Source organism: Halobaculum sp. P14, assembly GCF_051195155.1.
Classification (GTDB): domain Archaea; phylum Halobacteriota; class Halobacteria; order Halobacteriales; family Haloferacaceae; genus JBNTKA01.
The window spans coordinates 212,216-234,073 of record NZ_JBNTKB010000002.1 but is presented as its reverse complement, the minus strand read 5'-3'; the positions used below and the strand labels follow the sequence as shown (position 1 = coordinate 234,073).

28 protein-coding genes and 1 tRNA gene are annotated in these 21,858 nt (G+C 68.1%); 14 read left to right on the top strand and 15 right to left on the bottom strand.

The features are described 5' to 3' along the window. Positions 1-68: 68 nt before the first annotated feature. The gene (locus tag ACQUS7_RS06270) at positions 69-707 is read right to left on the bottom strand and encodes a non-canonical purine NTP pyrophosphatase (RefSeq protein WP_435124090.1); all 639 of its coding nucleotides are present in this window, start codon (positions 705-707) and stop codon (positions 69-71) included. A gap of 167 nt (positions 708-874) precedes the next feature. Between ACQUS7_RS06270 and ACQUS7_RS06265 the strand changes: the two genes are divergently transcribed. Continuing rightward, entirely contained in the window at positions 875-1,570 is a 696-nt protein-coding gene (locus ACQUS7_RS06265; protein WP_435124088.1) for a DUF7119 family protein, read from the top strand. On the opposite strand, the gene ACQUS7_RS06260 is transcribed toward ACQUS7_RS06265, so the two are convergent. Continuing rightward, positions 1,516-2,856 carry a M20/M25/M40 family metallo-hydrolase gene (locus ACQUS7_RS06260; RefSeq protein ID WP_435145678.1) on the bottom strand — a complete coding sequence of 447 codons (1,341 nt, stop codon included), beginning with the start codon at positions 2,854-2,856 and terminating at the stop codon, positions 1,516-1,518. The genes ACQUS7_RS06265 and ACQUS7_RS06260 overlap by 55 nt on opposite strands. 139 nt (positions 2,857-2,995) lie before the next feature. On the opposite strand from ACQUS7_RS06260, the gene ACQUS7_RS06255 reads away from it, so the two are divergent. Then, positions 2,996-3,442 carry a universal stress protein gene (locus tag ACQUS7_RS06255; RefSeq protein ID WP_435124083.1) on the top strand — a complete coding sequence of 149 codons (447 nt, stop codon included), beginning with the start codon at positions 2,996-2,998 and terminating at the stop codon, positions 3,440-3,442. 111 nt (positions 3,443-3,553) lie between these two features. Here ACQUS7_RS06255 and ACQUS7_RS06250 read toward each other — a convergent pair whose 3' ends face one another. Then, on the bottom strand, positions 3,554-4,129 hold the full coding sequence (locus ACQUS7_RS06250) for a GNAT family N-acetyltransferase (RefSeq protein WP_435145675.1): 576 nt from the start codon (positions 4,127-4,129) through the stop codon (positions 3,554-3,556). Further along, entirely contained in the window at positions 4,126-4,494 is a 369-nt protein-coding gene (locus ACQUS7_RS06245) for a universal stress protein (RefSeq protein ID WP_435124079.1), read from the bottom strand. Before ACQUS7_RS06245 ends, ACQUS7_RS06250 begins: the two co-directional genes overlap by 4 nt. Before the next feature lie 160 nt (positions 4,495-4,654). Here ACQUS7_RS06245 and ACQUS7_RS06240 point away from each other — a divergent pair, with 160 nt between their 5' ends. Continuing rightward, on the top strand, positions 4,655-5,416 hold the full coding sequence (locus ACQUS7_RS06240) for a DUF5806 family protein (RefSeq protein WP_435145672.1): 762 nt from the start codon (positions 4,655-4,657) through the stop codon (positions 5,414-5,416). Between the two features lie 129 nt (positions 5,417-5,545). Here the strand turns inward: ACQUS7_RS06240 and ACQUS7_RS06235 are convergent, their stop codons facing one another. Further along, positions 5,546-5,830 carry a hypothetical protein gene (locus tag ACQUS7_RS06235; RefSeq protein ID WP_435145669.1) on the bottom strand — a complete coding sequence of 95 codons (285 nt, stop codon included), beginning with the start codon at positions 5,828-5,830 and terminating at the stop codon, positions 5,546-5,548. 346 nt (positions 5,831-6,176) lie between these two features. Then, entirely contained in the window at positions 6,177-7,274 is a 1,098-nt protein-coding gene (locus ACQUS7_RS06230) for an aminopeptidase (RefSeq protein ID WP_435145667.1), read from the bottom strand. A gap of 183 nt (positions 7,275-7,457) precedes the next feature. On the opposite strand from ACQUS7_RS06230, the gene gnd reads away from it, so the two are divergent. The 11 genes from gnd to ACQUS7_RS06175 all read left to right on the top strand — a co-directional run bounded on the left by gnd (position 7,458) and on the right by ACQUS7_RS06175 (position 14,461). Next, entirely contained in the window at positions 7,458-8,354 is an 897-nt protein-coding gene (gene gnd / locus ACQUS7_RS06225; RefSeq protein WP_435124071.1) for a phosphogluconate dehydrogenase (NAD(+)-dependent, decarboxylating), read from the top strand. Positions 8,355-8,514: 160 nt separating this feature from the next. Continuing rightward, positions 8,515-9,093 (top strand): 2Fe-2S iron-sulfur cluster-binding protein, encoded by a 579-nt coding sequence (locus ACQUS7_RS06220; protein ID WP_435124069.1) that lies wholly within the window; start codon positions 8,515-8,517, stop codon positions 9,091-9,093. Positions 9,094-9,213: 120 nt separating this feature from the next. Then, complete coding sequence (locus ACQUS7_RS06215; protein ID WP_435145663.1) at positions 9,214-9,573, top strand: DUF7522 family protein; 360 nt, start codon at positions 9,214-9,216, stop codon at positions 9,571-9,573. A 190-nt stretch (positions 9,574-9,763) separates the two neighbouring features. Next, positions 9,764-11,131, top strand: a complete 1,368-nt coding sequence (locus ACQUS7_RS06210) for an MATE family efflux transporter (protein WP_435126071.1) — start codon at positions 9,764-9,766, stop codon at positions 11,129-11,131. A 91-nt stretch (positions 11,132-11,222) separates the two neighbouring features. After that, a tRNA-Arg gene (locus tag ACQUS7_RS06205) sits at positions 11,223-11,295 on the top strand. 174 nt (positions 11,296-11,469) lie between these two features. Continuing rightward, on the top strand, positions 11,470-11,592 hold the full coding sequence (locus tag ACQUS7_RS06200) for a hypothetical protein (protein WP_435145661.1): 123 nt from the start codon (positions 11,470-11,472) through the stop codon (positions 11,590-11,592). Next, on the top strand, positions 11,589-11,810 hold the full coding sequence (locus ACQUS7_RS06195; RefSeq protein ID WP_435124063.1) for a hypothetical protein: 222 nt from the start codon (positions 11,589-11,591) through the stop codon (positions 11,808-11,810). The genes ACQUS7_RS06200 and ACQUS7_RS06195 overlap by 4 nt, the downstream gene beginning before the upstream one ends. Next, a complete protein-coding gene (locus tag ACQUS7_RS06190) occupies positions 11,807-12,283 on the top strand; it encodes a hypothetical protein (RefSeq protein ID WP_435145658.1) in 477 nt (158 codons plus the stop codon). Before ACQUS7_RS06195 ends, ACQUS7_RS06190 begins: the two co-directional genes overlap by 4 nt. After that, positions 12,280-12,525: a hypothetical protein gene (locus ACQUS7_RS06185; protein WP_435145656.1), complete on the top strand. Its 246-nt coding sequence runs from the start codon at positions 12,280-12,282 to the stop codon at positions 12,523-12,525. The genes ACQUS7_RS06190 and ACQUS7_RS06185 overlap by 4 nt, the downstream gene beginning before the upstream one ends. After that, the gene (locus ACQUS7_RS06180; protein ID WP_435145653.1) at positions 12,522-12,743 is read left to right on the top strand and encodes a hypothetical protein; all 222 of its coding nucleotides are present in this window, start codon (positions 12,522-12,524) and stop codon (positions 12,741-12,743) included. Before ACQUS7_RS06185 ends, ACQUS7_RS06180 begins: the two co-directional genes overlap by 4 nt. Positions 12,744-12,811: 68 nt before the next feature. Then, positions 12,812-14,461: a MarR family transcriptional regulator gene (locus ACQUS7_RS06175; RefSeq protein WP_435145651.1), complete on the top strand. Its 1,650-nt coding sequence runs from the start codon at positions 12,812-12,814 to the stop codon at positions 14,459-14,461. 353 nt (positions 14,462-14,814) lie between these two features. Here ACQUS7_RS06175 and ACQUS7_RS06170 read toward each other — a convergent pair whose 3' ends face one another. From ACQUS7_RS06170 to ACQUS7_RS06130, 9 genes are all read right to left on the bottom strand, one after another. Then, a complete protein-coding gene (locus ACQUS7_RS06170; RefSeq protein ID WP_435145648.1) occupies positions 14,815-15,582 on the bottom strand; it encodes a response regulator in 768 nt (255 codons plus the stop codon). 172 nt (positions 15,583-15,754) lie between these two features. Further along, positions 15,755-15,892 carry a hypothetical protein gene (locus ACQUS7_RS06165; RefSeq protein ID WP_435145645.1) on the bottom strand — a complete coding sequence of 46 codons (138 nt, stop codon included), beginning with the start codon at positions 15,890-15,892 and terminating at the stop codon, positions 15,755-15,757. A gap of 51 nt (positions 15,893-15,943) precedes the next feature. Further along, on the bottom strand, positions 15,944-16,315 hold the full coding sequence (locus ACQUS7_RS06160) for a hypothetical protein (RefSeq protein ID WP_435145642.1): 372 nt from the start codon (positions 16,313-16,315) through the stop codon (positions 15,944-15,946). Between the two features lie 184 nt (positions 16,316-16,499). Further along, positions 16,500-17,636 carry a hypothetical protein gene (locus ACQUS7_RS06155; protein ID WP_435145640.1) on the bottom strand — a complete coding sequence of 379 codons (1,137 nt, stop codon included), beginning with the start codon at positions 17,634-17,636 and terminating at the stop codon, positions 16,500-16,502. Beyond that, entirely contained in the window at positions 17,633-18,469 is an 837-nt protein-coding gene (locus ACQUS7_RS06150; RefSeq protein ID WP_435145637.1) for a hypothetical protein, read from the bottom strand. The genes ACQUS7_RS06155 and ACQUS7_RS06150 overlap by 4 nt, the downstream gene beginning before the upstream one ends. Then, positions 18,466-19,014 carry a hypothetical protein gene (locus tag ACQUS7_RS06145; RefSeq protein ID WP_435145634.1) on the bottom strand — a complete coding sequence of 183 codons (549 nt, stop codon included), beginning with the start codon at positions 19,012-19,014 and terminating at the stop codon, positions 18,466-18,468. The genes ACQUS7_RS06150 and ACQUS7_RS06145 overlap by 4 nt, the downstream gene beginning before the upstream one ends. A gap of 63 nt (positions 19,015-19,077) precedes the next feature. Then, entirely contained in the window at positions 19,078-20,814 is a 1,737-nt protein-coding gene (locus tag ACQUS7_RS06140; RefSeq protein WP_435145632.1) for a hypothetical protein, read from the bottom strand. Between the two features lie 3 nt (positions 20,815-20,817). After that, the gene (locus tag ACQUS7_RS06135; RefSeq protein WP_435145629.1) at positions 20,818-21,339 is read right to left on the bottom strand and encodes a hypothetical protein; all 522 of its coding nucleotides are present in this window, start codon (positions 21,337-21,339) and stop codon (positions 20,818-20,820) included. Between the two features lie 4 nt (positions 21,340-21,343). Then, a complete protein-coding gene (locus ACQUS7_RS06130; protein WP_435145626.1) occupies positions 21,344-21,760 on the bottom strand; it encodes a hypothetical protein in 417 nt (138 codons plus the stop codon). Positions 21,761-21,858: the final 98 nt, after the last annotated feature.

Here is a 21,858-nt window from a genome sequence, read left to right as displayed (position 1 = left end):
GGTTTGCGGCGGAGCGGGGTGGAGTGCAAGGAGCGGAGTGGAGCCTGGCGGAGCCGTGTGGGAGGTCGCTATCGGCGGTCGGCGAACCACTCGGCGAACTTGGCGAGCGCGCGGCCGCGGTGGGAGACGGCGTTCTTCTCGGCGGCGCTCATCTCCGCGAGCGTCCGGCCGTCGTGTTCGAAAATCGGGTCGTAGCCGAACCCGCTGTCGCCGCGCGGCTCGACGATTCGGCCGCGGACGACGCCCTCGAACAGTTTGACGGGGAGTGCGTGCTCCTCTTCGTCGTCCGGGGTCGCGCCGGTGGCCGCGGCGGCGACGCGGTCGTCGCGGTCCACCGGGTCCGGGCTGGCGTCGAACGCGTCGCCGTCGCAGTAGGCGAGGACGCAGCGGAACTCCGCGCGCGGGTCGTCGCCGAGTTCGCGCCGGGCGAGGTCGCCGACCGCGTCGACGCCGAGCGTCTGCTCGACGAACGCGGAGTACGGCCCGGGGAAGCCGTCGAAGCCGTCGACGAACAGGCCGGCGTCGTCGACGACGACGGGCGCGTCGGCCTGCCGGTAGGCTTCGCGGGCGCCGTAGGCGGCGATGGGGGCGAGGCTGTCCGCCTGTATCTCCGTGTAGTCGAAGTCGAGCTGCTCGACGTCGGCGTCCCCGAGATACTCGCGCGCCTCCCGAATCTTCCCCTCGTTGGTCGTCACGTACCGGAGCATCAGTACCGGAGGTCCGGCCGGGTGCCTGTTAGCGGCATCGATGGCGAGCGGCTCCCGCCGCCGTCTCGGCTGCCGCCGACGAGGAGTCGGCGCGCGACCCCCGACGCCGGCTGGCAGGAACGACCGTGCCCGGGAGCCTTTTGCCGGGGCGGGCCGTGTATCCGTTCATGAGTGACGAGCGCCCGGCGGACCGCAGGGCTGCCGTCGGCGACCCGGTCGTGCGGGGCGACCCGGCGGTCACCGGGCCGCGGGCGGAGACCGCCGTCGGCTTCGACCCGGACGACCCCGAGAGTCTCGCCGAGGCCGGGGAGACGGTCCAGCAGTTCGCGACCGAGACCGTCGGCTCCGCCGACAACGTCCTGATGCTGCGGGGCGCGGCGGCGTGTGCGGCGCTCGTCCGCGGTCACGGCTCGTACAAGGCGGCCGCCGAGGAGGCCGGCGACGGCGTCTCCGTCTCGTTCATCCGGAAGTGGGCGCGCGTCCACGACCTCCCCGAGTCCGTCCGTCGGCACGTCGCCCGCGGCGACATCGCGCCGACGGCCGCGAAACACATCGCCCGCGTCGCCGGCGAGGACCGCTTCACGCTGGCGTTCGCCGCGCTCGACGCCGACCTCACGGTCCGCGACGTCCGGACCATCGCCTCCGAGGTCGGCAACGGGACGCCGGCCGAACAGGCGCTCCGGGACCACGGCGTCACGCCCGGGGAGCTGACGATGCGGCTCCCGATGGACGCCTATCGCCGCCTCCGCGACCGCGCCTCCGTCGAGAACCGGCCGCCCGGCGACGTCGTCGCGGAGGCGCTCGACGCCTACTTCTCGACCGACGAACGGTCCCCGGAGTCGTCGCCGCGGAACTCGTCGTAGCCGGCGGCGTCCGCGAGGAACCGTCGGGCCGTCGCGGCGTACACGCGCCGCGCTCGCTCCACGTCGCGCCACGGCACCGACTCGTCCGGGAAGTGCGCCTGGTCGATGGTGCCGGGGCCGAACAGCACCGCCGGGACGCCGGCGGCGACGTAGTGGCGCGAGTCGGCGCCGTAGGTCGCGCCGGCGACGCCGCGGTCCGGCACGTCGGCGTCGGCCATCGCTTCGCGGAGCGCCTCGACGACCGGTTCGCCGGCGTCGATTTCGGCGGGCTCGAACTGCACCGAGAACCGCTCGAACGTCGGCGGGTGGTCCGCGAGCCAGTCGTCCGCGGCGACGACCTCGGCGAGCCGTCGCTCGAACGCCGCCTCGACCTCGGCGACGGTTTCGCCGGGCGCGACGCCGAGCCGCCACTCCGACTCCAGCGTCCCGGGAACCGTCGACGCCCACGAGCCGGCGCGGACGGTGCCGCAGACCACCGGCCACGGAACCGGGAACGACTCGTACAGCGGGTGCGTGACGGCGGCCGCGCGCTCGGATTCGAGGTCGGCGAACGCCGCGCGGACCGCCTCGAACTTCGGAAGGACGTCGACGCCGCGCCACCGCGTCGCCGCGTGCGCGGAGCGGCCGCGGAGCCGGAGCCGCATCATCACGGAGCCCTCGGTGGCGGTGACCGGCGTCAAGTCGGTCGGTTCCGCGACGACGACGGCGTCTCGGTCGAACGGGTACGGGCTGTCGAGCGTCGACGCCGCGGCGCCGATGCCGCCGTCCTCCTCGCCGGCGACCGCTTCGACGACGACGCGGCCGTTCAAGTCCGCGTCGGCCGCACCGTCGTCCGCGGCGGTGCGAAGGTCCAGCGCGGCGTAGACGCAGGCCGCGAGCCCGGCTTTCATGTCGGCGGCGCCGCGGGCGGTCAGCGTCTCGTCGGCGCCGTCGCGGCGCCAGACGGGGTCGTACGGGTCGGTCTCCCAGAGCTCCGAGTCCGCCGGGACGACGTCGACGTGGCCGTTCAACACGAGCGTCGGGCCGGCGTCGGGGTCGCCGAACTCGGCGACGCCGGCGACGCTCGGCCGCCCCGCGGCGTCGATGTCGGCCGGGTCGTCCGGGAACGACGGGTGGTCGGCGAGCAGCGCCGGGTCGGCCTCCCACTCGTAGACGTCGAACCCGAAGTCGTCGAACCGGCCGGCGAGCCAGTCCGCCGCGGCGGCCTCGTCGCCGGCGGTCGACGCGAAGCCGCAGAGCCGCTCCGCGAACGTCCGGAGGTCGTACGACGGCGTGGCAGTGTGCATGCAGCCGAGAACCGCCGACGGGAGGTAAGGATTTGGACGCGGACGCCGCGGCGCGCCGACCCGGCGACGGGGACGCGGCGGCGTGTCGGGGCGGCGGCGCAGGGGAACACCTTTCACTTCCTCCGACACAGTCGGAACCATGAGCCTCGACGTCGAACGCGTGCTGGTCCCGGTCGACGGGAGCGACGAGTCCCTGGAGGCTGTCGAGTACGCGGTCGCCATCGCGGACCGGTACGACGCGTCGGTCCACGCGCTGTACGTCCTCGGCGAGGAGGTCGTCCGCGCCATCGAGACCGGCGTCGTCGACGAGGAGGAGGTCGCCGCGGACACGGAGGCGTTCACCGACACCGTCCTCGAGATGGCGGAGGACGCCGGCGTCGGGTCGTCCACGTCCATCGCGTACGGCTTCTCGACGACGCAGAAGACCAGACATCCCGGCTCCGTCATCCTCGACACCGCCGAGGCCATCGAGGCGGACTTCGTGGTCGTGCCGCGCGAACCGCTCACCGGCGAGCCGGGCGAGGTGCTGGAGAAGGCCGCGGAGTACGTCCTGCTGTACGCCAGCCAGCCCGTCCTCTCCGTGTAGCCCGCCCGGGAACTGCGGTCCGGCGCGGGACTGGGACGGAGCGTGGCGATGCCGACGACGCGGCCAGGTCGTCACCGCGACCGAACCGTCACCGCGACGCGCCGAGCCGCGTCACTCGTCGTCTGCGGCCGCGGCGTCCGCGCCGTCGACGCTGCCGCCGCCGAGTCGGAGCGTCATCTCCAGTTCGAACGACTCGGTGTCGCTGGTCTCGAACCCGATTTTCTTGTACAGCGCGACCGCGGCGCGGTTCCACCGTTCGACGGTGAGCCACACCTTCTCGACGCCGTTGGCGGCGCCGTGGCCGAGCAGCGTCTCCAGGACGCGCGTCCCGATTCCGGCGCCCTGGTACTCCTGCAGCACGAAGATGGCGAGTTCGTAGGCGTCGCCGTCCGGGACGAGCGTGGCGTGGCCGGCGGCGTCGTCGCCGTGCCACGCGACGACGTTCCAGCCGCCGTCGCCGAGGATGGTGTCGAGCCAGTCCCGGATGGCCTCCTCGCGGCTCGGCGGGATGCCCTGCGCGCGGTCGGCCGGGTCGAACGACGTGTACATGTCGACGAGCGCCTCGAACTCGTCGTCGGTGCCGCGGTACGCGCGCACCTCGATGTCGCGGCCGTCGCGGTCCTCGAACCGGACCGGCGGCTCCGGGTACGGCCCGGCCGGCTCGTCGGGGTAGATGCGGTCGCTCATCGAACCAGTTTCACCGAGACCGGGGAGTTCAGCAGGACGAACTGTGCGATCTGTCCGAGGTTTATCTTCCCCATCGGGCTGCGCTCGCCGCCGCCGAGCACGACGAGGTCGAACCCTTCCGCCTCCGCGACGTCGACGAGGCGGCTCCCGGCGTCGCCTTCGATGCGCCGGACGTCGGCGTCGAAGTCGGCGTCGGCGAGGACGTCGCGGACCGTCGACTCCAGGTCTGCCTGGTCGGCGTCCGTCTGGGGGTTCTCCACGAGCGCGATGGTGAGGTCGTCGCCGGCGGCCCGCGACCGCTCGACGGTTCGTTCGAGCGCCGTCAGGGAGTCCTCGCTTCCGCCCACTCCCAGGAGCACCTTCATGCGCGCCCCGTCGGAAGCGCCGGACAAAAGGGTGCCGCCGTCCGCCCGCGACGCCGACCGCGGCGCCGACCGCGGCGCCGACCGCGACGCCGCCGTCTCGGACGACGCACGTCAGACGCGCGGGAACGGGTTTTTGAGTGCTCGCCGGGTACGGGCCGCTATGACCGACAACGCCGGACAGGAGCGCGACCGAGTCGACCCCGCGGACGACGACGTCGACGACGCGGACGCGGCCGACGCGACCGGCACCGACGCTGCCGATGCCACCGGTGCCGACGCCACGGACGCGGCCGCCGAGGCTAGAGACGACGCGGACGCGGACGCAACGGCGGCCGCCGGAACTGACGCCGGGGACGCCGGCGGTGGGTCGGTTCCGGGGCCGGACGTCGGCGCTGACGTGCCGGAGGACGTCGCGAAGTACGACCGGTTCCAGAAGATGGAGCGCGCCGAGTACGACCGCGTCAACGAGTTCCTCCGCGAGCGCACGTACGTGACGGCGCGCGAGTGGGCCATCGCGCGGCTCTGTGCGGACTTCCGGACGGAGACCGGCGTGGAGATGACGAAGATCGGCGAGAACCTCCCGCGGCTCGTCCCGTTCATGACGGACACGTACACGCCGCAGGCGGTGAACCAGGCGCGCGCGTCGTTCGAGGAGAAGGTGCGGAAGGCGGGCGCGACGTTCCTCTACGGCGCCATGTGCGGCTTCTTCACCGCCGAGGACCTCGACGACACGATGTACGAGGTGACGGAGGTCGCGAAGTTCCTGCTGGAGGTCGAGGGCGTCGACCTCGCCGTCGAGGAGGAACTGGAGGCCGAAGACAAGATTTCGAGCGTGATGCGCGACGTCCGCGAGGCGTCCGCGGAGGTCCGCGGCGAGGAAGTGAAGTGCCCCGAGTGCGGGCACGTCCACGAGCCGGAGTGAGCCGCCGCGGCCGTCGGTGCGGCCGTCGATGCCGGCGGTGCGGCCGTCGATGCCGGCGGTGCGGCCGTCGACACCGTCGGTGCGGCCGTCGACGCATCGCGACGCGACGTCCCGCCGGAGTCCGGAGCCTCAGTCGATGAAGCCGACGCCGTCCTGGTCGACCTCAGTTTCCACGAAGTCCTTGCCGCGCTCCGTGATGATGTAGTGCGCCTCGACGTCGCCGAGCTGCCGGACGTAGCCGTGTCCGCTGAGCGCCGCGAGCGCCGACAGCACGTCCTGCCGCGACGGCGGGTCGTCCATCCGGTGTTCCAGGTTCGCGAGGACGCCGGCCGGCGAGACGGCGACGCCGGACTGGTAGAGCAGCCGAATCACCGGCTCGGTCGCGTCCGTCCGCCATTCGGAGGTGTTCGCCATACCGTGACGCTGCCGCCGGCGACTGAAAACGTATCCGGCCGAGACGGCTCCGGCTTCGGCGTGGTTCTCGTACGACTACGGCGTGACTGCGGCCCGGGTGCTCGTGCGGCGGCGGGTCGGTTCCGGTGCGGCTACGCGTGACTGCTGGTGCGACGAAACGCCTCGCCCTCCCCAGCCGACTCCGGCGCGGCCTCGCTACCGCTCGGCTGCGCCGTCGCCCCTCGCGCGCTGCCGGCCGCGACGCAGCGCGGCCGCCGCGCGCCACAGCCGGTCTGTGGCTCGGCGCGCGGCGTCGGCTTCTCGGCGCGCAGCGTGGGCTGGTCGTCCGGCTTCAGGTTGGGTGTCGTCAGGCGTCGTCGAAGCCGTCTTCCCAGCGGAACGTCCCGTTTCGCTGGACGACGTCGCCGTCGACGAGCAGCCGGGAGTCCTCGCTGACGTCCGTAATCATGTCGACGTGGACCGCGGAGTCGTTGCCGGATTCGCCGGCCGGGAGGCAGGCGTCGTAGGCGCGGCCGAGCGCGAGGTGGACGGTGTCGCCCATCTTCTCGTCGAACAGGATGTTGTCGGTGAAGCGGTCGATGCCGCGGTTCATCCCGACGCCGAGTTCGCCGAGGCGGCGCGCGCCGTCGTCCGTTTCGAGCACGTCCGCGACCGCGTCTTCGCCCTGCTCGGCGTCGAAGTCGACGACCGCGCCGTCCTCGAAGGTGAGCGAGACGTCGCGGACGCGCCGGTCGTGAATCGTCATCGGGACGTCGAAGAACACCTCGCCCTCGGCGGCGTACGGCGCCGTGAACACCTCGCCGGACGGGAGGTTGTGCGAGTCGTACGCGACCGACGCCGCGGAGTTCACGGCGGTCCGGTCGTCGATGCGCATCGTCAGGTCGGTCCGGCCGGACTCGATTCTGACCTCGCTGCCGTCGTCGAGCACCTGCTTCATGTTCGCCATCTCGTCGGCGAGCGCCTCCCAGTCGCGCAGCACGGCGTCGTAGACGAACTCCTGGTACGCCTCGTAGCTCATGCCGGCCTGCTGGGCGAGCGACCGCGTCGGGTGGACCGTCGACACCCAGTCGGTGTCCATGCGCGCCTCGCGGACCTCGCGGTTCGCGCGGTCGGCGGCGCGACGGCGGTCGCCGGGGACGTCGGCGCCGGCGGTCGTGTTCCTGCCGCCGCCGAGCCGGAGGTAGACGTCCGCGGCGTCGAACAGCGCCAGTTCCGGGTCGCTGGCGTCGAAGTCGCCGTCGTGGCTCCGCAGGTACGCCCGGTCGACTTCGTCGCTGCCGTACGTCGAAAGCAGCGTCGCGCCGCGCTCGCCGACCGCGTCCGCGACGGCGACCGCGAGGTCGTGTGCGCCCTCCGCGACGTCGAGTACGACGTGGTCGTCGGCGTCGACGCGGGCGCTCCAGTCGACGAGTACCTCCGCGTGCGCTCTGACTCGGTCGTCCATGCCGCTCGGTCGGCGGCCGCAGCGAGTAAACCCGGCGGTTGCGGACGAACCGGGGCGCGCCGGGGCCGGTTCGTCGGTTCGTCGGTCCGCCGGTCCGCCGGTCCGCCGGGCGGCCGGTTCGGGACGCGGGCGGCGGCGCGTCCAATCGGAACGCCTACCCTCCGGGTCTCCGACGCCACACGCATGGAACTCGGCGTCATCGGTCTCGGCCGAATGGGACGCATCGTCGTCGACAGGGTGCTGGACGCGGGCCACGACGTGGTCGCGTTCGACCTGGACGCGGAAGCCACCGCCGCGGCCGCGGACGCCGGCGCGACGCCGGCGGATTCGGTCGCGGACGTCTACGACCGACTCGGCGAAGGGCGCCGCATCTGGCTGATGGTGCCCGCCGGCGACCCGGTGGACGCGACGATGGCGGACCTCGAACCGCTGTTGACCGACGACGACGTCGTGGTCGACGGCGGCAACAGCCACTTCGAGGACACCGTGCGGCGCGCGGAGGCGACGGACGCCGCGTACCTCGACTGCGGCACCTCCGGCGGCCCCGCCGGCGCCGAACTCGGCTTCTCGCTGATGGTCGGCGGGCCGGCGTGGGCGTACGACGAACTCGTCCCGGTGTTCGACGCCGTCGCGACCGGCCGCGCCGGCCACGACCGGATGGGGCCGTCCGGCTCCGGCCACTACGTGAAGATGGTGCACAACGGCGTCGAGTACGCGCTGATGCAGGCGTACGGCGAGGGGTTCGAGCTGCTCCACCGCGGCCGGTACGACCTCGACCTCGAAGCCGTCGCGCGGACGTGGAACAACGGCGCCGTCATCCGGTCGTGGCTGCTCGAACTCTGCGAGGAGGCGTTCCGCGAGGAGGGCGACGACCTCGGCGACGTCGCCGACCGCATCGAGGGCGGGTCGACCGGGACGTGGACGGTGCAGGAGGCGCTCGAACAGGAGGTCGCGCTCCCCATCATCTACCAGGCGCTCGCCGAGCGGTTCGCCTCCCGGGACGAGCGGTTCTCGCGTCGGCTCGCCAGCCGGCTCCGGTACGGCTTCGGCCGGCACGACGTTCCGCGGCGCGACGAGTAGCCGGCCGGTTAGGAGCGCGCCGAGACCGGCCCGGCCTGGACGAGGCCGCCACGCCGCGGACGACGGGGCGGACCGGAGCCGGCGCGACGGCTGCGGCCGCCTGCACGCAGTTCTGCGACACATCACAACCCTATTCAACCCCCGTTCCGTAGCCGCGAACATGGTTAACCTCGTGGCACTCGGGTTCGGCGCGGGCCTCGTCCTGGTCTTCGTCGCCCTGCACGTCGCCCGCGGCACGGGCTGGGAGCCCACCGCGGACATCTCCGAGGAGGTGCTCGAACACCGCGCCTCCACGGTTCCGGAGACGGACTTCCCGGAGCCCGGTAACCGGGCGGTCGGCGGTGGCGGCGTCGCTGGCGCCGTCGCGGCCGGCGAGGAAGGCGAACTGGAGGGCGAAGCCGGCGGCGAGGAGGAGGCCGGCCCCGGCGACATCCCGGAGGACGAAGTCGAGTACTTCGACGTCGAGTTCGAAAAGGAGGGCGAGACCGTCGAAATCGCGAACAACGAGACGGTGCTGGAGGCGGGCGAGGACGCCGGCATGGACCTCCCGTACGCGTGTCGGCAGGGGCAGTGCGTCTCCTGTGCAGGACAGATTACGTCCGGCGGGAACGCCGAGGAGTACGTCGAACACGACAACCAGCAGATGCTCGACGACGCCGAACTGGACGACGGCTACACGCTCACCTGCGTCGCCTACCCGCGCTCGGACTTCTCCATCGAGACGGGCGAAGCGCCGTAGTGGCGGAGCCGCGCCGTAGAAGCACCCGTCCGGCGGCGCCGCTTCGCGCGGCGACCGGTCGTCCGCTGCCGGTCCCCTCCGACATCTTTTCACGCTGACGCCGTTTCGAATACTGTAGTGATGACCGAGATAAACGGGCGGTTACGCGAGGAAATCGGGGAGGACCTCCGGGTCGTCGCCCGGTTCGACGGGGACGTGTGTTCGTTTCAGTACCTCCGGGAGGACCTCTCGACCCGGCTGGACGAAGACGACCTCGACCTTGTGCATCAGTGCGTCGTGTTCGACGTGCTCGAAGGGCCGTACTTCGAGCGCGTGTTCGCCACCGCCGGCGGTCACGAGGCGACGATTCGGCAGTTCGAACACGCCTACATCTTCGAGATTCCGACCGGACACCACCACGGCGTCCTCGTGAGCGTCGACCGCGGCGTCGACGAATCCCTCCCGGCGGTGTTCGACCTGTGCCGCGCCGCCATCCAGTGACGGGCGGCGTCTCCGGTCGGCGGTCGAACGGGCCGGCCGGGTCGTCAGCGCGGTGATTCGGCGGTTCGCCGGCCCGTGCTGACCGGTTCCGAACCGTTCAAACCCTCGCCCGCTGAACCGGACCTACGAACCGAAAGTGCCCGAGAAACTCGACACCGGCTCGCTCACCGAAGGGCCGCTCGCGAAGCCGATGTTCGCGCTCGCGTGGCCCATCGTCGCCACACAGCTCCTGCAGGTCGCGTACAACCTGACGGACACGCTGTGGCTCGGCCGCTACTCGACGGACGCCGTCGCCGCCATCAGCCTCGCGTTCCCGCTCATCTACCTGTTCATCTCGGTCGGCGGCGGCTTCACCGTCGCCGGGTCGACGCTGGTCGCGCAGTACACCGGCGCGGAGTCCGAGCGGAACGCCGGCACCGTCGCCGGCCAGACCCTGATGGTCATCACGGTCATCGCCGTCGTCGTCGGCGTCCTCGGGTTCCTGCTCACCGACCCGCTGCTGGCCGTGCTGCCGTCGTCGGCGGCGACCGCCGGGCAGGTGATTCCGCTCGCCGGCGACTACATGCGGGTGTTCTTCCTCGGACTCCCGTTCCTGTTCGGCTTCTTCGTGTTCTCGTCGCTGATGCGCGGCTACGGCAACACGCGGGCACCGATGCTCGTGATGGCCGTCTCTGTGTTCATCAACGTCGTCATCGACCCGCTTCTCATCTTCGGCGTCGGCCCGGTGCCGGAGTTCGGCGTCGCCGGCGCCGCCATCGCCACGGTGTCCTCGCGCGCCGTCGCGTCGCTCATCGGCGTGTACGTCATTCTCCGGACGGACGCCGGGCCGAACGTTCGGCTCCCGGACTTCCGGCCGCGCCCCAGGTTCATCAGGAAAATCGTCTCCGTCGGCGTCCCGTCCGCCGTCGAGCAGTCCGCCTCCGCGCTCGGACTCATCACGCTCACCGCCATCGTCGTGACGTTCCGGCCGGAGGTCGTCGCGGCGTACGGCCTCGGGAACCGGCTCACGTCGCTCGTGTTCCTGCCGGCGCTCGGCCTCGGCCGCGCCACCAACACAATCGTCGGGCAGAACCTCGGCGCCGACAAGGCCGACCGGGCGGAGCGCGCCGTCTGGACCGCCGCGAAAGTCGCGTCCGGCGTCATGCTCGTCGTCGCCGTCCTCGCGTTCGCGTTCGCCGACACCGTCGTCGGCGTCTTCATCTCCACCGGCACCGACGCCGGCACCGAAACCATCAGGCTCGGCGCCGAATACATCCGGGTCCGCGCCGCCGAGTTCGCGTTCATCGGGCTGCTCCAGGTCGTCCTCGGCGCGTACCGCGGCGCCGGCAACACCCGGACCGCGCTGGCGTTCTCGCTCGTCGCGCTGTGGCTCGGCCGCGTCCCCATCGTCTACGTCCTCGCCATCGACCAGGGGTACGGCCCGTTCGGCATCTGGGTCGGCATGGCCGCCGGCCAAATCATCGGCGCCGTCGCCGCCGCGCTCTGGTTCACCCGCGGCACCTGGAAACACGCCCTCGTCGACGAGGAACCCGAACCGCCGGACGTCGACGGCGGCTAGTCGGAGCCGCCACGTCAGCCACGACCGACCGCCGAACCTCGGTGCGGCCTTTCCGAAGCCTTAAATTCCGAACACCGGTATGGGACACCGAGGGCGGCTAGTTCAGCGGACAGAACGCTTGGTTCCGGACCAAGAGGTCGGGGGTTCAAATCCCTCGCCGCTCGCTGTCTTAACCTCCGTTTCAGGACAAAGCCTAACCAGCCGCAGCCACCCCTGAAACGTAGGTTTTCGGCTGAATCACCCTCTTCAAACGCCCACACGAGATCCGATACCAGTAGGTCCGCCTACGCGCCCCTCCGCAGCCCTGCGATTATCGAAACAAACCGGGGGTGGTCGACGTGACCGCGTTCGTCCCTGCCTCCGACCTGTACGACCCGGAGACCGGGAATCGAATCGCCCACCCGCTCACTGAAGCCACCGACGCGGACGTGCGGGCCGCCCTTACGGAGGTGGACCGATGAGCCGGGACGATACCCTCGCTTCCTTCGGCGGCGGCGTCCCGGCCGACAGCGACGACGACAGCGGGACCGACGACGCCGAAACCGAGACGGAGCCGACCGAGCACGACACGCCTGAGTGCGTCGACTGCGGCCGCTCGACGCCGACGACGACAGAGCGGGTTCCCTACAGCGTCGCCCTGTGTCCGTCGTGCTATCTGGACCGCGAGGGGATAGCATGAGCCGGGCCACCAGCGGCGTCCCCTCGCCGAAAGAGTCCGGTGAAACCGTCGAAGCCGCCGTAATCGACCGGTTCCCGACACTCGAATACGTCCCCGATAGCCGAGCAGCGTGGCACGACGCCGAAACCACAGGCGCGCTCACGCCGTCCGACGCGCTCACGTTCAGCAGCGTCCCGGTCGTCGGCAGCGGCACCGCGGTCGAAATCAAGGCCGCGCAGGGCCGGCAGAGCGGTGGTCAACGCGGCCGCTTCTACTTCCGGCAGCAGCAGCACCGCGCCCTCGTCGACGCCGGCGGAGTCTATCTGTTCGTCGTCTACGCACCGACCTACGAGCATCCGCACCTCGCGCGGCTGCTCGTCCCTGCCTCCGTCGTCGACGAGCTAATCCCGTCGTGGATCGAGGTCGCCGGCCGACTCACCCACGCGAAACTCGCGTGGAGCCGCATCATCGACCCCAGCGAGGTGGAACGATGAGCGGAGAGCCCGGCAGTGCTACTCAGCAGACGCTCGCCGGCCGCAAAATCGAACAGCAGCGGCGGACCTGTGACGTCTACGACGATGAGGTCTGTGGCAAACCTGCCGCCTTCGACCTCGGCGACGTCGTAGCATGCCGCCGCTGCGCGGCAGAAATCACCGAACCCGAACATCCGGGCGAATCTGAGAAGGCCCGTGAGCTTCGTGGACGAGAGAAGTTCCTCACGGAGGGGTCTGCATGACCGCCGAGACGCGAGGCGCGTGCGTGCAGTGCGGCGACGAGTTCGGCTCACCGTCGCGAACAAACTTCTGCACGGTCTGCTGTCATAACGGGCTTGACGACGACCTGCTCGACGAGTACGGGTTCTTCGTCACAGACGAAGCCGACGACGCTGACAACATTCAGTTGGACAGCGAGGAGACAGCGGCCACACAGGCAGGCCTGGGTGATTTCACATGAGCGGGAAGGCGGAGTACGCCCGCAAAAACCACCAGTTATCCGTCACTCCCGTCTGGCACGAATTCGCCATGCAGGCGAACTTTGACGGCGGGTTAGACCCCTACTTCGCGGCGGCCCGCATCGTCGCCGACTCCGGTGGGTCACGGGTCACAGAGTTCACCGCCGACGGCGAACGGTGGACCGCGAAGCTCTACTACCAAGAGTCCGGCGTCGTCCACCCCGGCGACCGTACCCCGCAGGGGACGCCGTGGGAGTTCGACACCATCCGCGAATACCGCATCGCCGTCGACCGGCACGGCGACGAAGACCCGACCGGACAGCAGGGCTTCAACGCGCACATCCGGCCGCGCTGGCAGGGCATGAAGGTCGAACGCGACGACGGCACCCGCTTCGAGTTGGATATCCCCGACTCGATCACCGAAGGCGTCAACGTCCGGCTTGACGGCTCCAACGTCGACGCCCGCCGGTACCTCCCGCTGCTGCGGAAGGCGGCGCGGGCGCTCGACCTGAACCCGGACCACTTCGCCGACCCTCACGACTCCAGCAGCGTTCGCGACGCCGAGCGGTACGTCCGGCTCGACAAAGACGCGAGCGGCCCTGTCCACGCCCGCGACGGCCCAATCGTCCAACTCGCTCACGTCCTCGAAAACGACCGCGAAGGCTATCGAAAACTCGTTCAGAACGACGAGACAGAACGCGGCGAGAACCTACCGGGGTTCTACCACACCGTCACGCTCGGCCCCGAACGCGTCACCGAGGTATTCCCGTCGCACTCGGTGCCGAAAGAGGTGAAACACTACTTCGCGCTCGACGCGGCCGACCGCGACGACAACGACCCGCTTGCCCACCCGAAACTCGGAGCGTCCTATCAGGTGAGTCGGTGGGACGGCAAGATCGGGGTCAGCGACGACGCGCTCGCCCAACTGGAAACCGAACTCGACGAGACCGTGCACGCGGTGCTCGATGAAGCCGGCATGACCATGACCGCCGACGTGGACGGCGACGACCCCGGCAATAGCGACGGAACGTACGTCGTCGATCCGTACTTCCCCGCTGAAAACGGTGAGCACGCGGAGCCGCCGGAGCTGAATCTCACGCAGATTCGGAACGAGCAAGAGCACATCGTCGTCCGCGAACTCACCGCGACCGGCGGCCTCAGCCCGGTCCAAGAGGAGATTTTCGGCTCGCTCGTCACGGACGGCGGCACGGTCTCGCCGGCCGATATCGCGGAGGAGCACGGTCGGCACGTCGGCAGCGTCCGCCGCGCGCTCCGCGAGATTGACGAACTCGTCGACCGCAAGTACGGCGAGGTAGCCCTGAAGAGCAACTACATCGCCGAGATGGTGCACGAGGCCGTACAGGAGGCTCGGGAAGCCGAGCGGACTATGGCCGACGCCGCCGGACAGGCGCTGCTCGCCGCCGAGCGCGGCCTCGATGAAGCAACCAGCGCGCTTCAGACGTGGCTCGCAGCGCACGACGTCGAGACCGACAGCCGCCGCGAGGCCGTCGAGAAAATCCGGCTCGGCGAAGTCGGTGACAAGCCGGCCTCGGGGACGTTCAACCGGTATCCGCGCGTCGTCTCCGAGCTCCGCGACGCCCTCAAGCGGTGGACCGACGCCGGTCGCGACGCGGCCGGCTTCCGGCAGGCCGTCGTGACCTGGACGTACGCGGAGAGCCGCGGGAAGCGTCAGCAGACCGTCGCCGACCTGCTCGGGTAGCAGTCCGCTCCCGCGGCGGGCCGATACGCGGCCCGTCGCGGGTAGTGACAACTCTGTTCTGAACCCCCTGAGAACCGCCGATATCGGCCCGAACGACGCCGAACCCCTGTTTCATGTGGAGTAGTTCACCGGCTTCGACCGCGGTGATCGAGCAGCTCCGCGCGACCGAACCCAACGGGGAGGGTTCGGTTCCGCGTTAGGCGTGTGGCTAAAGCCACAGGTCCAAGGGACCACCGCCCCGCCCCGCAACAGCGGCCGCGGTCCCCAAGCGAAGCGAAGGGGGCCGCGCGCCGCGCAAGCGGCGCGCTAGCCGTGGGGGACCGACAGTGCTCGCAAAAAGGCCTCGCCGAGATCTACGCTGTCGCTTGTGTAGCGGGTTCTGTTCCGTCAGCGGGTTCAGCGTCGCCGATGATGCAGACCATGAGTCCGCCGCTTGTGAACAGCAATTTGTTTTCGACGATCACTTCTGTTCCGTCCTTGCGGACTTTACGGGCTTTCCCCATCCATGGCTCTGCATCCATCGCCTCCGGGATCACCCCGTTCTCTACCTCCTGCACCACGTTATCTCGATAGAGAATATTCCAGTGTTCTCCGATCAGCTCACAGGAATCATATCCCAACACCGACGCATACGCCTGGTTAACGTGAATGAGCGTCCCGGATTCGTCACAGATAGCAACCCCCTCGTTGACAGCGTCAATTGCTTCGTAGACCTGTTGAATCCGCTGCTCAGTCTCGTACTTCGAGACGTTGTTCTTGATTCGCTTGATCAAGAGTTCGTAGTGGTCCCTGCCACGGCCTTTCTGCACGTAGTCTGAGACCCCTGCCGTAATCGCCTCACTAGCGATTTCTTCGGACCCTTGGCCTGTGTATAGGATGAAGGGGAAGTCTTCAGCGCGGCTCCTAATTGCGTTCAGTAGGGAAATGCCGTTCATCTCAGGCATTCTGTAGTCGCTCACTATGCAGTCTACTTCTTCATCATCGAATTTCTGAATGGCTTCCTCAGCACCCGAAACAGAAACAACGCGAATATCGTCGTCACGCTCAAGATACGTCTTCACGAGGTCAAGGAACGGAGCCTCATCGTCAACGTGAAGAACGGAAATCGTACTTTCTGACATTGTACCACCCTTTCAGGTATACTGACATTGGTTCCTGTAGGCATAAGTGTGTTTGAGGAGAATTATCGCGGTAGCAGCTGTCTATCTCGTATTTTGATGTTATACAGTAGATAGTTGGAGCGCGCGCAGCGCATAGTTACAAAAGGGCACTACGCCGCGAACCTCAGTTCTCTCAAACTTCTCTCACCAGTTCAAATTCAACAACATGGCCGGTGAACTCAGACTCGTGTTCTTCCTGAACGTCGAATACGTCCTCTATCCCCTCGATTTCTTCGTAGAGGTCGCACGCCGCACATGTTACCTGATACATAACCCTGTGCCTGAAATAACAGGGTCAATCCCCAAAACAGTCGGGGCTGTGCTATCCGAAAATCGCTCGCGGTGGCACCTTCACCTGTTCTCCTTTCTCGTGCTCACCGGCACCGTAGAACGACACCTCAAGCGACTGCGCCCGCACCGACCGCGTCCCCAACACTCGAATCCCGCGGCCCACCGGCCGATACTTCACGAACACGTAGCCACCGCGCTCCCTGGCGAGCCGAGCGTGCTGCTCTTTCCACAGCCGGAATCGAGGCGCGTCCCGGGTCACCAGACAGGCTTTCACGTCCCACGGCCGGCCGTCGGCGTCCACAGCGTCGTGATACGCGTCGTGCTCGGCGTCGAGACCGTACCGCTCGCGAGCGTGCGCTTCGGCGAGCGCGCCGTACCGAGCCGCGTTCTGCGACCGATTCACGCCTGAACACCCGACTTTTGACCCATGACCCCGATATAGTCGCGATTCTGCTCGCTTCTCGCGAAAATCCGGTTCGGCACCCCCCGGGCCACCAGCGCGCACCCCCCGGAGACGACCATACTATAATTAGGTATGCGCCACCCCCGGGGGAGGTAGTGGTGGCGACGGCCGAGTCCCGACGCAGTCACGCAGTCTCACCATCCGGCTTCGCCACGATATCACGGAACTTCCCCGCCTTCCAGTCGCGAATCTGGTTGCCGACCCACGAATCCGACCAATCCACTAATTCGGCCGCCTCCTCGTATGACGCGCCCGAATCGTCGTCCCACGGCTTGCACGCCCGAATCACCGTCCGGCGCGCTTCCCGCTTCTTCACGTCGCTTTCGTCGACGCCGCCGCCGGTCTCGTCGTCGTCATCGACGCCGTGAATCACGAACTCCGAGCCTTCGTGTTCATCGTACTGCTCGCGAGTGTCGCTGATTCCCTTGTACTCGGTTACCTCCTCGAACTCGTCGGAGTCAGCTTCAGAGTTCAGCAGCTTCGCACGGCCCGGGTCGTCGCGTGAAGGCTTTTCGACGCCGAACGACGCCAAGTCCCGGAACGCCTTCGCCGTCTTCGTCCGCGTGTGATTCACCATCAGCACGCTCCCGCGTTTCGCATACGGGCCGTGCTCTTCCTCGCGCTTCCGGACGAACGTGAGCGCGTCGCTGAACGCTTCGGCTTGCTTCGAGGACGAGCCGAAGCCGCTCAGTTCCTGGGCGGTCTCGTCGATGACGGCGAGCACCGGGCCGTCGTGGTGCCCCATGGCTTCGAGCAGTTCCGTGTCGGACCTGACCACGTCGTCGAAGCCGTCCCACGACGTATTCCCGACCAACTTCCCGCCGGTGCGAGCCGCCCAGACGCGGGCGATATCGAGCGTGAGCGCCGTCTTCCCCGCGCCGGGCGGCCCGAGTACGAGGCCGATAGCGCCCTCGTTTTCGAGGCGAGCAGCGGCGTCCGACAGGATTTCCCGGCCGTCGTCGCTGCGGTCGGTCAGGCCGACTGCGCCCTGAAGCACCGACGCGTTTCCGTGCTTGAAGGCGCGGTCCATCTGATGGGTGGCCGCCGACGTGACGATCTCCGTACCGAGCCGGGTATCGAGGAAGGATTCGTCTTCGTCGCGCCAGAGCGCACATAGGTAGTTCAGCAGATCCAGCGTCTCTTTGTCGCCGATGAGCCCGGCGAACTCGTGGACGTACTCGGGGTCGTGGCCTTCCAGCTCGCCGGCGAGGAACGTCCGGCCTTGGGCGGCGGCGTAGACGCTGCTGCTGTCCTCGCTCATGGCTCACTCCCTCCGTCGTTCCGGAGCGGGTCGGTCGCCCCGTCGATCTCCGAAGCCGGGTCGAAGGCTTCTTCGTCGTCGAGCAGGTCGATTGAGACGAGTTCCTCGTCGGCGTCGTCGGTGCTGTCCTCGTCGTCGCGCATGTAGTCGGGGAGGGCGCGGTCGGGGACGCGGTCGGCGATCATCTCGTCGATTGGCTTGTCGTCCCACGTCGGCGACACCGTATCCTCAAGGGCTGCGTTCATCGCCTGTGCCCGCCGTTTATCGAGCGCGCGGAGCAGCGACGGCAGCGACTGACGCACCATCCGGCCGTATCGAGCCTCCTGCTCGTGCTCTTCGCGCAACTCCCGGATCTGCCGCATAATCTCGTCGCGGTCCGTCTGCGACGACAGTTCACTCGCCGGCTTCGTCCCCTTCCAGTTGGCGACCGCCGTCCACGTGTCGGGGTTGAATCGGCGGCACTCGTACACGTCGTGCGGGCTGGCGCTCCACGGGTAGAGTTCGCCGTCGACGACCTCCAGCTGCTGCCAGGCTTCATCGTTCAGTTCGTAGATTGCGCCGCCGGTGGCGTCGTGGGCCTCCTGGGCGACGAGGATGGTGCCGACGGGGTCGGGGAGGAGTTCGGCGAGCTTGGAGCCGACGATCCAGCCGACGACGGCGACCGCGATAGCGGCGAGGACGACGAGTTGCCACCAGCCGGGGAGCGACGGGAGTTCCGGGTACCCCATCGAGACGAGTTCCATCTCGACGGCGGCGACGTAGCCGACGGCGACGACGATGAGCGTCCGGAGGTTGTCTGATACCGCGTCGACGAGCGATTCGGTCAAGGTCATGCGATTCGGTCGGCCTCCGGTTCGTCGGATTCTTCGAGTTTTTCGCGGCCACGGCGGAACGAGTACCAGCCGGAACCGACGGCCGACGCGCCTGCGAGTAAGCCGGCGGTTCCGAAGTCAACGGCCGGCTTCCCGGTTTCAATCGCGTCTGACCGAATCAGGACCGTGCCGCGGGTACTGGCGACGGTGAGGGCTGCGGCGCCGTTGAACTCGACCGCGTCGAATTCGACCGTCGTCCGGCCCGTGATTTCGACGCCGCGAGTCGGGATCTCTGTGACCCCGCCGCCGCTGCCCTCAGACCACGCCCGCATGACCGCGCCGCTGTCCGTGATTTTGACGGCGCTTGGATAGTCCGCCGTGAGCGTGAGTGTGAACGCGCCGCTCTGATAACTCCAATCGCGGAGCGTCACAATCGGCCCGATCTGCGTGACGACGTGCTCGCTGTCGGCCGTCGGCGTCGCGGTCGCGGTCGGCGTCGACTCCTGTGCGGCTGCCGTCGACGCGGTCGCCGCGGTCGCGGTGGCGCCACCGAGTGCTTTCAGCACTGCGCGTCTCGTCGTGGAAGTAGTGTCGTCGGTCATACTGAGGGGAAGAGGCGTTTCAGCCTCTCAATTCGGCGAATACATCTTCACGGCCAACACGCCGCCAGCCAGCAGCAGCAGCGCGACGACGCCGACAGAGACGCCGAGCGCCGCCGCGATCTTCTTCAACAGCCCGCCGCCGCTGCCGGTCCCACCGCCGCCGGCCTTCGGCTCACGTTCCTCCAGCTCCTCGCGGAGCGCCCGAATCTCCTCCATCTTGTTCATCAATTCGGACGCGTTGGAGGTTTTGTAGACGACTTTCGTCGCTTTCACGGTCTGCATGGACGTGCCGTCCTCGGCGGTCATCGCGGTGATGGTGAACTCTCCATGCAGCGGGATTCGCTCGCCGTCGACCGTGACCAACATCACGTTGCCCGTGATATTCGACGCGTTGTACGTTCTCCCGGCCGTCCACGAACCGCCGGGCGCCTGCTGCGCGAGCACGAGGCCGTGGTACGTCAGACCGTCGTAGTGCACCGTCATCTGGCCTGTGCCGTTGATATTCGGCGTGTCCAGCCCCATCGTCGCCAGCGCCGCGACGCTGGTGTACATCGACGTGTCGTTTTGGATTGTGTCGACGCCGTAGCGGAACATCGCGGTGTTCCGCGAGATAACGTCTGAGGCGTTGATTTTCCCTGTCTGGAAGGCTGTCCACGTCGAATTGACGAACGGCCCGACCTCGGCCTGTAGGTTACTGTTCTGCTGCTCGATTCGCCGCCAGAGGTCGGCCCACTCGGCGAAATACAGGTACCTGATTCGGTCTGCGCTGCTCATGTGGCCCTTGACGTACACGTACTGCACGTCTCCGTACTCTCCACCCGGTGCGAGGCCGGAGTTGATGGTTTTCGTGATAGTGGTTGAGCCTTCAATCGAGCCGCACGGGTTCGTCGTGACCGAGAAGGACAGCGCCCGCACGTTCACCGTCGACGAATTGACTAAAGTGACGGTAGATGTGCTGTTCCCGTCGATACTGGTGCTTAGACACTGCTCGTCGTTCATGGATTTCTGCCGGGCGCTCACGAACCCGTCGCTGACGTTGCTGCTGGTGTCCGCCTGCTTTTCGAGCGTGTACGTCGACGCGACGGTCGTGTTCCACTGCTGAATCAGGTTGATTTGCTTTTTCGCGTAGTACCTCGCAATCGCCTTGCGAGCCTGCGCCTTTGCTATAGCCTTTGACGAGCCGTTTTTGTACGCTTCCGCGATTTCCATTTCGGCGAGCATCCACGCCGACGACTCGGTGTCGTTCAGGTAGTTCCGATACGTGGTTTTCGTCGTCTCAAGCCGCGATTTCGACGTTACTGCGGCCTGATAGATGGAAAGCTGTGTCTCGTTCTTGTCGATTTGCTGCATCTGCTCGATTGCCTCGGCGCGGTGCGATTCGGTACACTCGCCGCCGCGCAGCGTCTTGTCCAAGACCATGCCGACGGCGCCGAGGCTGAACGTGGCGAGCTGCTCAACGTCGCCACACTTGTGGGTTGCCGCGGCCGGCTCGACCGGCGACGCGCCGCCGAGCGAGCCGGTCATGGCCGCCGAGACGAGCAGCAGCGCCGCGCCGACGCGGACGACCGCGCCGCGCGACGGTAGCCGAGGCGATGGCAGCGCGCGCCGTAGCGACCGGTCATGTCCGACGCGGACGCCGAGCGCGACGACCGCGAGCAGCGCGACCGCCAGCGTCGCCGTCACTTCGCCGCGGCGAGCGAGCAGGCCCGCAGCGCCGAACGATGCAACTCCCGAGTACGTGAGTGCCTGATAAATGGTGTTCATGGGTTAGTCCTCCGAAATCCAGAGGTAGCCGCCGATACCGACGACGGCGACCGCCAGCAACACCGGCACCCCATTCACGGAGCCGCCGGGGAGGCCGGTTCCCCCACCGCCGCCGGCTACCATCTGGATCTTGCCTGTCGAAACCGAGACGTTCTCCGGGGAAGCCGTCGAATTATCGAGCACGACAGAGATCCGGACAGCGTCGTACTCGGTCCCGTTCACTGACTGCTCGATCAGCTGCGACGACCCGGGCGCGACGGTCGCGGTTTTCGTGGCGAGAGTCGACGTGACCGAGCCGTTCTCCATGGCCTCGAACGTCACCGTCACATTCGCTGTGGTGTCCGCTTGCGAGGCGTTCACGTCGGCGTAGACGCTCTGAGTGTCGGCGTCGACGGCGACGGTCGGGTTGGCGACGTGGACGTGCGTGTCGCCGGTGCTGTGGGCTGCCGCGCCGCCGACTGCTGCGAACAGCGCGACAGCGAGCATGGCGAGCGTCGCGACGGACGAGGTGGTGAGCCGAGTCATTGGCTCAGTAGATCCATCCGACGGCGACCTGTGCGACGGTCATGAGCGCGATGTAGACGACGCCCCACAGGTCGGATGATTTGAAGAACGACGACACCGCGGGGAAGAACACCCAGCCGACGAGCACGGCGGCGGCGCCGAGCGTGGCGTAGACGTACGCCTCGGCCATGTCCGACTCACGAAGCTCGTCGAGGCCGTCCTTGCTGAACAGCTCGGTGTTGTCGTTCGTGATGACGATGCCGACGAGGGTGGCGACCGACACCACCCACGCGATGCTCGTCTGAATGCCGGCGACCGTGAAGGTGTCCGACATTCCGACGTTGAACGCTTCAACTGACGCGATTCCGACGAGGACAGCGGAGGCGAAGATACCGAGCACCAGCAGCCCGATGTCCTCCGCGTCGAATTCTGTGTAAGCCATGCTGCATCCCGGAAACCCGCGCGCGACAGGGGTAGCAGGCTGGTAAGTGGGGGAATAACTCTAGGCGGAGTCGGTGAGTGAATCGGGAGGTAGGCGGT